Origin of the sequence: Luteimonas suaedae (assembly GCF_008312895.1) — a bacterium.
Taxonomy (GTDB): Bacteria; Pseudomonadota; Gammaproteobacteria; order Xanthomonadales; family Xanthomonadaceae; genus Luteimonas; species Luteimonas suaedae.
Genome location: NZ_VSSP01000015.1, coordinates 49016 through 63386 on the forward strand (window position 1 = coordinate 49016; position 14371 = coordinate 63386).

Here is a 14371-nt window from a genome sequence, read left to right on the forward strand (position 1 = left end):
GAGGGTTGAAGCTCGTTCGAAAGGAGTACGGAAACACCCTTCTGTTGCGATGCGGGTTGCATTTTGTCGCCGTTACGGCAAAGTGTGCACCAGTTGGCACAAAGGCGCCGCGCTGAACTATAGGCCGCGCGGGTTCGATCGGGTTACGGACTTGTCGGCAATCTGCCGGCAACAGGGGGGGAAGATGCTGATTTTCCTGTTGGGTCTTTCGTTGGGTACCTGCCTTGGCGCCGTGGCGCTGGGCATCGTCGCGAGCAACAAGAGCGAAGCCCGCTAATCGCGACGCATCGATAGATCGAGGCCGGATTCCTCCGCGAATGCGGCCCTACTTCTGCGGCCCTACTTCGCCTTGCGGTGCGGGCGGGGTCCGGGCCGGCGCATGCCTCGCGGCAACGCCATCTGTGCTCACCCCAACCTACGGACTGACCAGCCGTCCGGTCTTTGTGCCGGCAGTCCAACGCTGCAAGCACCAGCCCTCGCGCCGGGCGATGGCACATGCCAGTCGAGTCAGCTGCCGTCGGCCTCAGCCATTGGAATGAAGTGCTGCGCTCGGGCCGGCTTGCTCTTCCAGTAATCGAGCCCGTAAACCTGCTGGCCGGATGCGTACCGACAGCCGAGATGTCAGCCGCTCGAAGCGGCTACGGGGCGTCGCGCGCTCGACGGGACATTCGCCCAATAGATCAACCCCGCCATATAAGTGAAGAACACGACCGTGATCGGCGTGTAGACGTCGATGTCCTGGAACGTACAGTACACAATGAATGACGGTAACCCTCCAAGCGCAGCGATTGCATAAGGCCGCATGCAGCCAAATGCAGCGGACCGCCGCATCAGTTTCAGGGCCAGCTTCCCGCCTTTCACGATGGGAAATAGGAAGAATGCAATGAATGCCGCAGCCGCACCAAGCCCCCCGCCGCGAACGAGCGTCGAGAACAATGTCGAGTGCGAACCGATCGGGATGGCCAAGTCATTCACGCGCGGCTTGACGCCCAGGCCAATCAAGGGGTTCACGCGCATCGCCTCATCGAATGAGGCTTGGTATGCAATGAAGCGCGCATTGGAAGAACCCTCGCGCATGTCATTGACCTCTGCCAGCATGTCGGGCAGGAAGATCAACGCGGCACCCAGGACAAGCGGAGCACCTGCAAACACCAGCAGGTAGTACTGTTTTCTGATCACCGCCAGAGCGATGACCATCACGCCGAGCAACGCTCCAAGCAGCGCCGCGCGCGTCAAGGTGGCAGCAATCGTTAACAGGACAAGACCAAGGAACGCAAACATCAGCCAGCGGTAGCGCGTCATCGCGAAACCGGCCGCAATGAACCCTGAAATCGCGATCAGGCCCGCACTCGCCGTCGCATTGGTCGCCAAGATCTTCAAGCGCGGCATGTCGCCACCCCCGAACCAGTCTCGGGCCACGAATTCGGCCTTCAGATAGAGGCCGAGCAGGTTGTCCATTGGCGGAAGCACGAAGCCGAGCAGGGTTGGTATGCCGAGCACCTGCAGCTTTCCCGAGAACACTGCATAAGACAATGGCACTGCCAACAGGATGGAGATTGCGCATAGCCTCCACAGAACCCGCGACACCCTGGCGACCCAAGCATCGTCCATCTGGTAGAGGAGCTTGAAGTAGGTGTAGTGGCAGTAGCCCACCAGCATTACGCTTATGTTGTGTAGCGCCGCAACGGTGCGCGACAGATCGATATCAAAGACCGCTGTATTATAAGCAAGGGACAAGGCCAATATGCCCGAGACACCAAGAACTGCGATCTGGAATCCGTCGCGCGGAATCATCGCGCGACGTAACAGGAGCGCTATGTAAAGCGATGAGGCATGGAAAACGAAGAAGCCAAATCCCAGCAGCCACCATAGCGGGATCAGCGCGATGCAGAAGAGGGGAACTGAATATTTGTTGAAACTGAACATCATTCGTTTCAGCAACAGATGGCGATAGACGAGCAAAATTCGCGCTGATCACGAACTACCTTGCGTATTGCTCGGGCGTTTCCCTTGCCCAGCTGGAGGAACTTCGTCACAGATGTCATGGAGCCTTGTCCAAGTCGATGGTCGTCTGGCGTCGCTTTGAGATGAGCCAGTCCGCCAGCCGGCGATAACCCGCCGTCGGCACGAATACTTGGAGGAACACGCGCGCCGCGAGCTTCGGTGAATAGCAGCCACTCAGCAGTGCGCGTGCATACAGCGAGATCGCGCGCCTCCAATGGCCTTGTTTAAAATGGCATTTTGCCACGTGCCAGCCTGCGTCGGCACGCTTCGCCCGTGCGGTCAGCAACCCTGCGACGCTATCATGCCAGTCCGTCCGAATCGTTGGATCGAACGAGCTGGAGACACGCCTGGGATCTGCTTGATCCATCCAGCGCGCTTGCGGGCGCGCAAGCATAGAAATACGGGCTCCGGAGGTGGAAAGCCGGATGGCAAAATCGGTGTCTTGGCCAAAGCGGAGACCGGGACTGTAGCGGACTGCTGTCGCCAGGGAACGTGGAAGGACGAGCGTCGAGGTCTGTATGAAGCCGGTATCGGCCAGCAGGTATTCGGAGACGTCCTCGCCCTCATCGATGCCCCGGGGCGGCTTCAGGAGCTCCCTGCCTTCGCCGCGGTCGGCGATGACTTGCCCGTACACCACGCCATTATCGGGCCCCGCCTCCAGCGCGGTGACCGCATCAGTCAGGTGCCAAGGCAGGAAGAGGTCATCGGAGTCCAGCAGGGCGATGTACTTGCCTTGGGCCTCATCAATTCCACGGTTACGCGCGACACATGCGCCGGCGTTGGCTTGGCGCAGCAACTTCAATCGAGCATCCTGGATTTCTTTGAGCCGCTCGACCGATCCATCGGTCGAGCCATCATCCACGACGATGACTTCGACGTTCGTATAGTCCTGGCCGAACACCGAGCTGACCGCATCCACAATCGTTTCAGCACGGTTGTAGAGCGGTATGATGACCGACACCAGGGGTTGCTGGGAAAGACACATCGTCAGATTCCCAGTTCCTTGGCGAGAACGTGATGGAGCAGTGAACGCTGTTCTGTGAACGCACGCGTTAATTCTTGCCGCCCTTGCTCCAAGGTCATCAATGGCTTGCCTCCATCCACGATCAGGCCCCCAAGCCCAACAGAGTGCAGCAGGTCGGTGATCTTTCGGTTCTTTCCGCCAATCGCCAGGCAAAATGGAAGCGCACCTTGCGATGCAGCAAGCAGGATCACGTGGAGGCGGTTGCTCACCACGAACGTCGTGCCTGAGTATGCGGATTCCAGGTCCGCGATCTTGGATGCATGCCGCGCATACGCGTCAGAACCACGCCAGATCGTACTCAAGCGTCTCATGGGTTCGATGTCGCGCTCGACCTGGGATATGAAGGTGGTCGACTCCAGACAGACACTTCCGCCGATCGTTTCGGCTAGCGCTCTTACACGCGCATGCAACTGCGCAATTTCTTCGGTGTCGAGATTGTCCTCACGCAGCGACACGAGCACCTGCCCTTGAGTCGATGGCTTGGCATTGACAGGGAGGTTGAATGCAAGATCCGGGCAATACTCAACGCTGGAGAAGTCGTACTGGCGGGCCCGCGAGACCGAGCCGGCATCCCGTATCCCATAGAAGTACATTGACCGGGATAGCTTCGCCTCAAGTCTGAGACGAAGCCCATCCATGCGGCTTATGGATGCACCGATCTTTATAATGCGAACGCCGAAGAGCTTCAATAACGGAAACAACGCAGCGCGGAAGATGTCCCCCGGTGACACGCCACCCGGCGGGTCACCCGGAGTCAAAACAAGGTAATGTTTACATCCGCCCCTCAAAATAGCGCTCCCGAGCAGGCTGGCCATTAATCGCCATTTTCCACGGAATGCGATCTCATCGTGCTTGACCCGAATCTCTTCGAGGAAGCTGGCCGGGGCTCCTGCGCTGGCAACTTTGAGCTCGCCATATTGTCGCAATAAGCTCAGTAACTCGCGATTGATCAGCGCATCTCCCGCATTGGAAAACTGCGTACTGGCTGAAAAATAAAATAACTGGTGAAGCTTTGACATTGATTTATCCAGGATCAGGCTCGAAAAGCGGAATCCAGTGTGGAGCACACGACGCGTCACCTGCCAAGAAGGTGCAGGGCCCGCCACAGATTTTAATCAAACCTGCTCTCTTCTCGAGAGCCGATCAGCGGACCAGATTCTTGATGGACCTGTAAATTTTGCGGAAATCCTCGACGCTCGGGACGAGGAAGTTGGCCGGCGCCACATTGAATCGCGCTCGGCAAGTGATGATGTACCCGATGAGCATGAGGTATTGCCCCAGCACGAGCGCCAAGGCGCCTCCATTGATTCCCAGCTTGGGGACGAGCCATAAAGCGAGAAGCAGGTTGATCACCAGGCTCGCCAACATCACCGGCGTGCCGAACAACGGTCGCCCTTGTCCGGCGATGGCCGGATAGATGATCTTGTTGGCCGCCGCCGCGCCGAGGCCGAAAGCGAGAACGCGCAAGGCGTCGCCGGCGCCGCTATAGCCGCTGCCCAGCAACAACTGCAGGACCAGTGGGGCGAACAACGCAACCAGCGCGGCCCCCAACGTGAAGCTCCAGAAGATCCAGCAAGCCACGCGGGCCGTCTTGGCAAGCACCTGGTCGGTCTTGGTGTCGCGGACGGACCTGGAGAACACCACAAGGCCGAATGCCGTCGCCGCCTCCAATACGATCTCATTGACACGAACGGCGGCAAAGAAGAGGCCGGCCGCGGCCGCATCGAAATGGTGCTCGATGACAAACATGCTCAGACGGGAGCAGAGCGTCACCAGGAACAGATTGAACGCGAATGGGATACCGTAGCCGATCAGGCCCTTGAGGCGGCCCAGCTTCGGCCGCAGCCCGGAGACGCCACGTAGTGCCAAGCGGGCGGCGACGGGCGCGGCGAGGGCGAAGGCCAGCGCGTAGGCCCAGATGGCGCTGAGGATGGTGGTGGCTGCCGTGGCGGCCAGAAGCAGCGCAAACAATGCCAGCAGCGCACGGGGAAGCGCTTCGGTGGCGCTGAACGCGCGGATATCGCCGCGGCCCAGGAACACCCCCTGCAGCAACATCACCAGCATGGTGCCGGCAACGCCGACGAAGATCGCGCCACCGGATGCCGTCGGAGAGAGCCCGGGCAGCGCTTTGCCGTACGTCAGGAAAACGATGGCTGCGCTGATGGCCGCCAACAGCGGCCAGACGGCCAGGGCCGTGGCCGCGCCTTCGCCGATGCCGATCTGCTCGCGGCCGATCTGGTAGGCGACCGATTGCCGCAGCCCCAGACCGCCCAGCAGCGCGGAAAGGGTGATCGCCGTTGTGACGATACCGAACCATCCGAATTCGGCGGGGGACAGGAACCGGGCCAGCAGGACAAAGGACAGCAACTGCGCCAAGCGGATGAAGCCACGGGCAAACAGGATGGTGAACGCATCGCGGAAAAGGCCGTTCATGCCGTGTCTGTCGCTTCGGCCCGCATCTGCCATCGTTCCTCGGCCGCGCTGACACGAACCCGCCCCACGGGCACGATACCGCCGTCAATGACCGCATACATCAGGGATTCTCCTGACCTGACTGAAGGGGCGGGGCGCTCAAGAAGCGGAAGCGCGTTGCGTGTATCGGACGAGGCGATAGGCGGCAACGGGATTGGTGACCATGTAGCGCCAGAGCAGGCGCTTCGGATCGTCGAGGGCCCGGAACAGCCATTCCAGGCCGAGCTGCTGCATCCACGGCGGCGCCCTCGGCACGTCTCCCGCCAGGAACGCATAGAGGCCGCCACACGTCTTGATCCAGCCGACGCCGTGCAGGTTCCTTCGATTCCTGACGGCCCAGTACTCCTGCCGCGGCTTGCCCAGCGCGACCCAGAGCACGTCCGCCCCGCTGCGGCGGATCTCCTCGCAGACCGTCTCGTCCTGGTTCGGTGCGAAGTAGCCGTCGCGGCTGCCGACGATCTCCACCTTCGGATAGAGGCGCCTGATGGCCTCGACCGCGGCGCGGTTCTGCTGCTCCTTCGCGCCCAGGATGTAGAAGCGCAGGCCGTGCCGTTCCGCCGCGTCGGCCGCGTCGTGGAAGAAGTCGGTCGTGGCGATGCGCTGGGGCAACGGATGCCGGGTGAGGCGGCTGGCGAGCACCACCGGCATGCCGTCGGCATGGATGATGTCGGCCTGCGCCATGGTCTCGGCGAATTCCCGATCTCGTCCGGCCAGCGCAATGCCCTGCCCGTTGGAGGACAGCACCACCTTCGGCAGCCAATGCTCGCGGTCGTTCCGCGCGGCCAGGCAGTCCTGCACCATGCAGTCGGCCAGTTGCCGCCGGGTGACCGAGGCGGTGGCAAACCCGCCCACGCGGACCACGGGAAAGTCATAGGGGTTGGAGTGCGGCATCGGACGTTCGTGGTTGTTCAACGTGGTAGAAATCGCGGTACCAGCGGGCGAAGCGCTCCAGCCCGATGGCGAGGTCGGTCCTGGGCGCGAACCCGTGGTCGAGTTGGGTACGGTCGATGTCGGCGTAGGTGGCGTACACGTCTCCCGGCTGCATCGGAAGCATGCGCATCTCGGCGCGCCTGCCCAGCAACCGTTCCAGCAAGGTGATCATGTCCAGCAGCCGCTCCGGATGGTTGTGGCCCAGGTTGTAGACCCGGTGCGGCACCGGATCGGCGAGCGCGGCGGGTTCGGCGGACACGATGGACGCGATGCCGTCGACGATGTCGTCGATGTAGGTGAAATCGCGCTTCATGTCGCCGTGGTTGTAGACATCGATCGGCCTGCCTGCCGTGATCGCGTCGGCGAACTTGAAGTAGGCCATGTCCGGCCGGCCCCAGGGGCCGTAGACGGTGAAGAAGCGCAGGGAGGTGATCGGGAACCGGTACAGATGCGCATAGGCATGGCACATCATCTCGTCCGCCTTCTTGGTCGCCGCGTACAGCGACACCGGCGCATCCACCCGGTCGTCCACCGAGAACGGAAGTCGGGTGTTGGCGCCATAGACCGACGACGAGGAGGCGAAGACCAGGTGCTTGACGCCGTTGTGGCGGCAGCCTTCCAGCACCGTCAGCGCGCCGGTCAGGTTGCTATCGACGTAGGCGAAGGGATTCTCCAGCGAATAGCGCACCCCGGCCTGCGCCCCCAGGTGCAGCACCAGGTCGAAGCCATGCTCGCGGAACAGCGCGGCCATGCCGTCGCGGTCGGCCAGGTCCAGCTTGAGGAAGGAGAACCCCGGCCTTCCCTCGAGCTGGGCGAGCCGTGCGTGCTTCAGGCGCACGTCGTAGTAATCGTTGAGGTTGTCGATGCCGACGATCTCATGCGCCTCGCCGAGCAGACGCAGCGAGCTGTGATATCCGATGAAGCCGGCGGCGCCCGTGACGAGAATCTTCATGTGCTGGTCGTCCAGAAGGGCCGGTCAATCCGCGCCGAACAGGTCGCGGCTGTAGACCTTGTGCTCGACATCGCGCAGGTCGTCGGTGATCCGGTTGGCCACGATGACGTCCGACTGCTGCTTGAACGCCGCCAGGTCGTTGACGACCTGCGAGTGGAAGAACTCGGCATCGCTCAACACCGGCTCGTGGACGATCACCCCGATGCCCTTGGCCTTGATCCGCTTCATGACGCCCTGGATGCTCGAGGTGCGGAAGTTGTCCGAGCCGGCCTTCATGACCAGGCGATAGATCCCAACCACGCGTGGGCTCCGGCGGATCACCTCGGCGGCGATGAAGTCCTTGCGGGTGGAATTCGACGCGACGATGGCGTTGATCAGGTTCTGTGGGATATCGCAATAGTTGGCCAGCAGCTGCTTGGTGTCCTTGGGCAGGCAATAGCCGCCGTATCCGAACGAGGGATTGTTGTAGTGGCTGCCCACGCGTGGGTCCAGCCCGACGCCCTCGATGATCTGGCGCGTGCCCAGCCGGTGGCTGGCGGCGTAGGTGTCCAGTTCATTGAAGAAGGCCACGCGCATGGCCAGGTAGGTGTTGGCGAACAGCTTGATCGCCTCGGCCTCGGTCGGATCGGTGAACAGGATCGGCACGTCCTGCTTGATTGCGCCTTCCCGCAGCAGGCCCGCAAAGGTCTCGGCCCGGGCCGATCGCTCGCCGACGATGATCCGGCTCGGATGCAGGTTGTCATGCAGCGCCCTGCCCTCCCGCAGGAACTCCGGGGAGAACAGGATGTGGTCGCAGCCGAATTGTTCCCGCACCTTGACGGTGTAACCCACGGGCACGGTCGACTTGATGACCATGACCGCCTTCGGATTGATCGCGAGCACGTCAGAGATGACCGACTCCACCGAGCCGGTATTGAAACAGTTGGTCAGCGGGTCATAGTCGGTCGGCGTGGCGATCACGACGAAATCCGCGCCTTCATAGGCCAGCGGCTTGTCGAGCGTGGCGTTGAAGTCGAGCGTGTGGTTGCTCAGGTAGTGCTGGACCTCATGGTCCTCGATCGGGGTCTGCCGCCGGTTGAGCAAGTCGACCTTGGCCGAATCGATATCGAGCGCCACCACCTGATGGTGCTGGGCAAGGAGGATGGCGTTGGAGAGGCCGACGTATCCGGTACCGGCGATGGCGATTTTCATGGAGGTGGGGGCTCGTTCTTTTGTTGGTTTCGTCGTGTTTCCGGCGCCGGGGAAGCCGGACGATCCGTCCGCCGCGCCGCCCGGGAACGCACATCCTGTGCATGCAACAGCGTGCTCAGTAGGCGTTCTTGCCGAAGAAGCCCTTCAGCACGGTCATTGCGATGATTTTCAGGTCGAGGGCGAGCGACCAGTTCTGCAGATAGAACAGGTCGTATCTCACCCGCTTGGCCATCTTCTCCAAGGTGTCGGTTTCGCCGCGCAGGCCGTTGACCTGGGCCCAGCCGGTAATGCCCGGCTTGACCCGGTGCCGCTGCATGTAGTGGTCCACCAGGGTCTTGTAATGTTCGTTGTGGGCGATCGCGTGCGGGCGCGGGCCGACGATCGACATCGTTCCCTGCAGTACGTTGAAGAACTGCGGCAGCTCGTCCAGGCTGGTGCGGCGCAGGAAGGCGCCCAACGGCGTCACCCGCGGGTCGTCGCGCGTGGCCTGGGTCACCTGGCCGTCGTGTTCCTGGTGCACGCGCATGCTGCGGAATTTCCAGACCTCGATCGGCTTGCCGTCGCGGCCGTGGCGCAGCTGGCGAAACAGCACCGGACCGGGCGAGCTCAGCTTCACCGCCACCGCGATGGTCGTCAGCAACGGCGAAATCAGCAGCAGGATCAGCGATGCCAGCAGCTTGTCCTCGGCGGCCTTGACCACGCGGGCTTCGCCGTCCAGCGGGCTGGAGCGCAGGTTGATCACCGGCAGGCCGAGAAAACTGTCGACGGAGTGGTTCAGCAGACGCATGCCGAACAGGTCGGGCAGGTACTTGACGTCGGCGGTGGAGTGTTCCAGCTGGGCGAGAGCGAAGGAGATCTTCGCTTGCTCATGCATCGGCAGGGCAAGCCAGACCTGGTCGATGTGGGAGGACTCGACATAGCCGCCGAGGTTCTCCAGGCCGCCGAGCATCGGCACACCGGTCAACTGGCCACGATCGGCATGGGTGGCGAACCAGCCGCGCACCCGGATGCCGGCCCAGTGGCTGCGGCGCAAGGTGTCGAGAATGCGTTGTGCGTCCGGATTGGCGCCGACGATGACCGCACTGCGCAAGTCCAGGCCACGCTCGCGCACCCAATGCGCGGCACTGCGCACGCCCACGCGCAGCGCAACGGCAGCGCACAGCGACAGGCCGAACCAGCTCAGTGCCCAGATCCGCGAGATGTCGCCGGTCAGCTTCAATGCCGCCGCATAGACCAGCAGCACGACGAACAGCAACGCCCATTGCGCAGTCAACTTGAGTATTTCGGCCACCAGGCCGCGGCCGCGCCAGCTGCGGTACAGCGACGAGCCGTTGAGGATGAGCAGCGCGAACACCAGGGTGTGAGCGATGGCGCGCAGATATTCGAGCGGCAGATCGGCGTTGCCGAAGCGCAACCGGTAGGCAAGCGCGGCCGTGCCGGCGAGAATGGCCAGATCCCCCAATCGCAGGCCCAGGCCGAAAGCGATCGTGAATTTGCTGGCGCTGGGCCAAGCGCTCTCGGCTCCGCGCCGAAGGGACATGGATGGCATTTCGCGTTTCCACTGATTTTGGCGTCGGTTTTCCCTCCCGACCACCACGGCATCGCGGCGAAAGCCGGCGTTGCCGCACATGCATTGGTCAAGCCAACGTTGCCGGTGTTAATACGTACAACGAAGTTATGACCGAGGCATGGCAATTACATCTGGATAATGACTGGACTTACTCGACAGTTTTTCGCGCGAATTCCGCAGCCATAACCGGCCGCCGCGGATGCGCGGATCCCAGCGCAATAATCTTCGGGATCAATTCCAGATGCCCCCGAAGCAAATATAGATGGGTGGAAGCCCGCGGCGCAATACATATTGTCGACGCAAAATCGGAACTGTGACGAATGCCGATATCGATCGAAGCGTTGTGTGCGCTTGATCGCAACTGCCGTGCGCCGACCAGGCCGATGCGAACGGATACCGGCGAGGCGGTAGTATTTTTGTAATCTCTTTCGAGGGTGTCGTATTGGTTACTCATCGATCCGATCGATATTCTCGAAGAAAAAGCTCCGGTCGCGTTCGTCGGTCATGTCGTACAGGTGGTACTTGCGGCCCAGGCGGGCGCCGCCGTCCCGGGTGAGCGGATTCCAGAGCACGGTGGAGCGTGCGCGGGTCGAGCGCGGCAGGAACAACTCGAACGGCACGGAAAAGTAGATGCCCTTGTCGAAACTGCCTTCTCCGAACTGCTCCGAAGACACGTCGGTCAGGGTGAAGTACGCGCCCATGATGGCGCCGTTGTCGAAGACCCGCGCAAGATTGACGGTCGCCCCCCAGTCGCCGGCCAGGTAGCGGCCCGCGCTGACGATTGCCCGGATGCGCGGATCCTCGCCGAGCTGGTAGTACAAGCTGGCGTGGCCTGTCGCGACCTCGTAGTCCCGGAAACTCGCGTTCTGCCGGAAGCCGCGCTGCTTGACCCAGTTCGCCTCCAGGCCGAGCGCCCAGCGCTCGCCGAAGGGCCGGTACAGCACCTCGCCGCCGACGCCGCCGTACATGTACTCCAGCATGCCGGCGTAGGCCATGCCGTAGACATCGCGCGATAGCTGGCGGACGCCGGTCAGCTGCAGGGTGGGGAAGGTGACATCGGCAGTCGTCAGATAGCGGCGCAGGTCGGTGCGCACGCGCGGCAGGTTGCTCGGCGCGTCGTACCTGAACTTGTCGTAGTTGTTGAGCAGGTTGGCGCTGGCCGTGCCGCTGAGCCACAGGCTGCGGTTGAAGAAATAGCTTGCCGAGTAGTCGGCCGAAACCTGGTACAGGAAGAAGGCGTCCGGGCCGCCGAGGTTCTGCCCGAAGCTCAACGAAAGGTCCTGGTCGAACCGGTCCAGGGGCGCCTGGTACAGCACGTCGCGCCGCTGCCGGCTCGGTGGGTTGAGCTCCACGTTGCGGGTCAGCTCGTCCAGGCCGATGCGGCCGTCGCGATAGTCCGCGAACTTGCCGCGGTGGACGCTGGCCTCGGCCATCGGCATGCCCAGGGTGGTGTTGATCAGCGTGAACCACTCGACGTCGGGGCCGGCCGCATGGTCCAGGATGCGGGCGCTGCGCCCCAGCCCCTTGGCGGGATAGAGATAGCGTCCCTGCGCACCGGTGACCAGCAGCTCGCTGCCGCGCAGCTGGATCTGCTCGACATTGAATCCGGCGTTGTCGCGCAGCAGGTCCGCCACGGCCTCCCAGTCGGTCCCGGCCAGCGCCTGCAGGTCGCGTTCGCGTTCGGCGCGGGCCTTGTCGGCGGCGTCGCGATGGAATCCCGGCGCGATGCCGCCGTCGGCCTGCGCGCCGGCGACGGCGACGGCGACGGCGACGGCGGCGTCTTCGGCGGTCGCGCCGAGTTGGCGTGGCGCGACCGGCGGCGGGTCGAGCGGCTTGGCCATCGCGACGGCCTGGTCGAGATTGGTGCGCAGGGTGATGCCGACCATGGCCTCGTTGCCGCGCTCCCAGCCGAGGGTGAACTGCACGTTGGGATGCGCGGTCAACACCGCGCCGACGTTGATGGGGCTGCTGCTCGGGCGTATCCGGATGCGCCGGGGCTCGTTGCGGTAGTCGTTGCCGTCGTATTCCAGCTTCAGCTCCAGCGGTTTCCATGGCGTCCGCCAGGCGATGCCGCCGAATACGCCGACCCGGCCGCGGAACATGTTGCTCAAGCCGAACTTGCCGGCGTTGACGACCGAACTGGTGGGAGTCGGGCGTTCCTTGAAGCGGTCGTCCAGGGCGCCGAGCGGATTGCCGAAATCACCCCGGTTGCCGAGATAGCCGGTGGCCGCGCCTGCACTGACGTCGACCGGTCCGAAGCGCTTGCTGGCGACCAGGTACTCGCCGGAAAACAGCCCGGTGCCGCCGAGGTCGCGGATGCCGAAGGCCACCTCGGGCAGCCACCGGCTCTCGCGCCACAGGCGCAGCTTCACGTCGATCGATTTGTCCTTGTAGTGCTGGTCGCCGCTGAGCGACGGCGAGCCGTAGCGTATACCGGTGACGTTCATGTAGCGGAACGTGCCCTCCAGCCACGAGAACGGCTGCATCGAGACGTTGTAGCGGCTGTAGGGCGAGGTGTGCGTCGCGGTGAAGGCGAGTTCGCCGGGCGCGGCCATGCGCGCGCTTGGGGTCTGCATCAGGCCGACTCCGCCCCAGTCGCTCTGGCTGGACAGGGTCTGGCCATGGACGCCGGCGCATGCGCCGAGGGCAAGCAGCCCGAGGACCGGACGCGACAGGTCCCGGCACGCGGGCGGCATCAGCGCGCGGCTCCGGCCACAGGCAGCGGTTGCGTGGCGATGAAGTCGGCCAGTGCGGCATTGAACCCGGCATCGATCTCGCCCAGCGCGCGTTCGGACAGGGGAACGTAGAGGACCGCGCCCGGCGCCAGCGGATGCGGCGCGCTGCGGTTCCAGGCCGCGATGCCGAGCCGTTCGACATGACCGTCGGGTTGGATCACGTACAGCCAGTCCCGGTCCGACAACGGTGCAGGCGGGCAGTCGTGCAGATAGGCCTTGGCGTCGCGCAGCGGAACATGTTCCAGTTCGCACGCCTGCGCGACCAGGCCTACCACCCGGATGCTGTCGGGACGGAGCGGGTAGAGAAAGCGGTCGCCGTCGGCGAGTGGGCGGTTCTCGCGCGGGTCCGCCTCCAGCGCGCGCGGTTCCAGCCGGTTGCGGACCCGGCCGGTGACCGGCAACGTGCCCAGCCATTGCCGCAGGCGGTCGGCCGCGACGGCGACCTCGGCACCGGTTCGCGCCTGCGATTGCAGCGCCTGCAGGTCGTACAGCAGGCCGGCCTTGGCACGGGTCTGCGCGATCACCGCTTCGCGCCGCAGCAGCGCCGCGCCGAGGGGATAGGCCTGCGGGTCCGGCATCGCCGCCAGCGCCGCGTCGGCCAGCCGCGAGCCGGCCGGGAATTCGTGGACGCCGGGCCGTTGCACCGCGCCTTCCACCGTCGCGCGCAGCGCCGGCGGCTGTCCCAGCGCCGGCGCGCTCGCCGCGATCGCGAGCAAGAAGGTCATGCCGAGCGGCAGACGAAGGCGCGTCATCCGGCGCCTTCCGCCTGGTAGGGCTTGAGCTGGAGGATTTCCAGGGTGATGCCCGGCGCCAGCAGCTGACGGCTCTTCCAGATGAAACCGCTGGCCGGGTCGGCCCAGTAGTCGTTGGTCGCCTCGACGCCGGGCCCGCGCAGGGTTTCCCGGAAATGCAGCAGGTCGCGCTCGACGCCCAGGATCGTCATCCGGGTGTTGCCGACGCGCCGCAGCCGGCCGGTGACCGGCACGCCGTAGCGGTAGCCGGGCATCCAGTCGTAGCGGCGCGCCACCTGCCGCGGCTGTTGCAGTTGCGGCAGGCGAGCGAAGGGATTGTCGCCCTCGATACGGATATCGGCCGCGTCCTGCGCCAGGCCATGGCTGCCGCTGAGCAGGCCGTCGCGCAGGTAGACGATCTTGCGGTCGCCGCTGTAGAAGGCCTGGCGGCCATCGTCGACATTGCCCAGCAGCAGGACGGCGCCTCCCTCCGGGCCGACGACCTGGATCTGCGCGTACGGACTGGCCGCCACCTGCTCGGCCGTCGGCGTGACATCGGGAGCGCGGGCGAAGGCCAGGCGGAGCCCCTCCAGGCTCGCCCGGCTGAGGCTGGTGCTGCCGCAGCCGGCGACCAGCAGCGCCGCCGCCAGCAGCAGGCTACCCGGAAGGATGATCTTCCAGGCATTTTCTTGCGCCGGCGGCACCAGCCTCTGCCGGCCATCGCGAGCATGTCTGGCCGCAGCGTGCGAAGCGACAAAACCC

General features: G+C 64.0%; 12 protein-coding genes. All 12 read right to left on the minus strand.

Going from position 1 to position 14371, the window contains the following annotated elements; translation table 11 throughout:
- Positions 1-621: 621 nt before the first annotated feature.
- The 12 genes from FXO19_RS17175 to FXO19_RS17230 all read right to left on the minus strand — a co-directional run bounded on the left by FXO19_RS17175 (position 622) and on the right by FXO19_RS17230 (position 14313).
- Entirely contained in the window at positions 622-1926 is a 1305-nt protein-coding gene (locus FXO19_RS17175) for an O-antigen ligase family protein (RefSeq protein ID WP_187775829.1), read from the minus strand.
- Positions 1927-2041: 115 nt separating this feature from the next.
- Positions 2042-2989 (minus strand): glycosyltransferase family 2 protein, encoded by a 948-nt coding sequence (locus tag FXO19_RS17180; RefSeq protein WP_149196343.1) that lies wholly within the window; start codon positions 2987-2989, stop codon positions 2042-2044.
- Between the two features lie 2 nt (positions 2990-2991).
- A complete protein-coding gene (locus FXO19_RS17185; RefSeq protein WP_149196344.1) occupies positions 2992-4047 on the minus strand; it encodes a polysaccharide pyruvyl transferase family protein in 1056 nt (351 codons plus the stop codon).
- 124 nt (positions 4048-4171) lie between these two features.
- Positions 4172-5461: a lipopolysaccharide biosynthesis protein gene (locus FXO19_RS17190; protein WP_187775830.1), complete on the minus strand. Its 1290-nt coding sequence runs from the start codon at positions 5459-5461 to the stop codon at positions 4172-4174.
- Positions 5462-5599: 138 nt separating this feature from the next.
- A complete protein-coding gene (locus tag FXO19_RS17195) occupies positions 5600-6391 on the minus strand; it encodes a WecB/TagA/CpsF family glycosyltransferase (protein ID WP_223115541.1) in 792 nt (263 codons plus the stop codon).
- Positions 6369-7382: an NAD-dependent epimerase/dehydratase family protein gene (locus tag FXO19_RS17200; RefSeq protein WP_149196346.1), complete on the minus strand. Its 1014-nt coding sequence runs from the start codon at positions 7380-7382 to the stop codon at positions 6369-6371. Before FXO19_RS17200 ends, FXO19_RS17195 begins: the two co-directional genes overlap by 23 nt.
- 24 nt (positions 7383-7406) lie before the next feature.
- On the minus strand, positions 7407-8573 hold the full coding sequence (locus FXO19_RS17205; protein ID WP_149196347.1) for a nucleotide sugar dehydrogenase: 1167 nt from the start codon (positions 8571-8573) through the stop codon (positions 7407-7409).
- A 115-nt stretch (positions 8574-8688) separates the two neighbouring features.
- On the minus strand, positions 8689-10113 hold the full coding sequence (locus FXO19_RS17210) for an undecaprenyl-phosphate glucose phosphotransferase (RefSeq protein WP_149196348.1): 1425 nt from the start codon (positions 10111-10113) through the stop codon (positions 8689-8691).
- 178 nt (positions 10114-10291) lie between these two features.
- Positions 10292-10597: a hypothetical protein gene (locus FXO19_RS17215; RefSeq protein WP_149196349.1), complete on the minus strand. Its 306-nt coding sequence runs from the start codon at positions 10595-10597 to the stop codon at positions 10292-10294.
- A complete protein-coding gene (locus FXO19_RS17220) occupies positions 10590-12839 on the minus strand; it encodes a YjbH domain-containing protein (protein WP_149196350.1) in 2250 nt (749 codons plus the stop codon). The genes FXO19_RS17215 and FXO19_RS17220 overlap by 8 nt, the downstream gene beginning before the upstream one ends.
- Positions 12839-13630 carry a capsule biosynthesis GfcC family protein gene (locus tag FXO19_RS17225; protein WP_255516484.1) on the minus strand — a complete coding sequence of 264 codons (792 nt, stop codon included), beginning with the start codon at positions 13628-13630 and terminating at the stop codon, positions 12839-12841. Before FXO19_RS17225 ends, FXO19_RS17220 begins: the two co-directional genes overlap by 1 nt.
- Positions 13627-14313 carry a YjbF family lipoprotein gene (locus FXO19_RS17230; RefSeq protein WP_255516485.1) on the minus strand — a complete coding sequence of 229 codons (687 nt, stop codon included), beginning with the start codon at positions 14311-14313 and terminating at the stop codon, positions 13627-13629. Before FXO19_RS17230 ends, FXO19_RS17225 begins: the two co-directional genes overlap by 4 nt.
- Between the last annotated feature and the right edge of the window lie 58 nt (positions 14314-14371).

Coding starts and splice junctions, on each gene's coding strand:
- FXO19_RS17180 (WP_149196343.1), bottom strand. CDS start 2,989: ATGTGTCTTTCCCAGCAACCCCTGGTGTCGGTCATCATACCGCTCTAC.
- FXO19_RS17210 (WP_149196348.1), bottom strand. CDS start 10,113: ATGTCCCTTCGGCGCGGAGCCGAGAGCGCTTGGCCCAGCGCCAGCAAA.
- FXO19_RS17175 (WP_187775829.1), bottom strand. CDS start 1,926: ATGTTCAGTTTCAACAAATATTCAGTTCCCCTCTTCTGCATCGCGCTG.
- FXO19_RS17195 (WP_223115541.1), bottom strand. CDS start 6,391: ATGCCGCACTCCAACCCCTATGACTTTCCCGTGGTCCGCGTGGGCGGG.
- FXO19_RS17190 (WP_187775830.1), bottom strand. CDS start 5,461: ATGAACGGCCTTTTCCGCGATGCGTTCACCATCCTGTTTGCCCGTGGC.
- FXO19_RS17225 (WP_255516484.1), bottom strand. CDS start 13,630: ATGACGCGCCTTCGTCTGCCGCTCGGCATGACCTTCTTGCTCGCGATC.
- FXO19_RS17205 (WP_149196347.1), bottom strand. CDS start 8,573: ATGAAAATCGCCATCGCCGGTACCGGATACGTCGGCCTCTCCAACGCC.
- FXO19_RS17215 (WP_149196349.1), bottom strand. CDS start 10,597: ATGAGTAACCAATACGACACCCTCGAAAGAGATTACAAAAATACTACC.
- FXO19_RS17185 (WP_149196344.1), bottom strand. CDS start 4,047: ATGTCAAAGCTTCACCAGTTATTTTATTTTTCAGCCAGTACGCAGTTT.
- FXO19_RS17200 (WP_149196346.1), bottom strand. CDS start 7,382: ATGAAGATTCTCGTCACGGGCGCCGCCGGCTTCATCGGATATCACAGC.
- FXO19_RS17220 (WP_149196350.1), bottom strand. CDS start 12,839: ATGCCGCCCGCGTGCCGGGACCTGTCGCGTCCGGTCCTCGGGCTGCTT.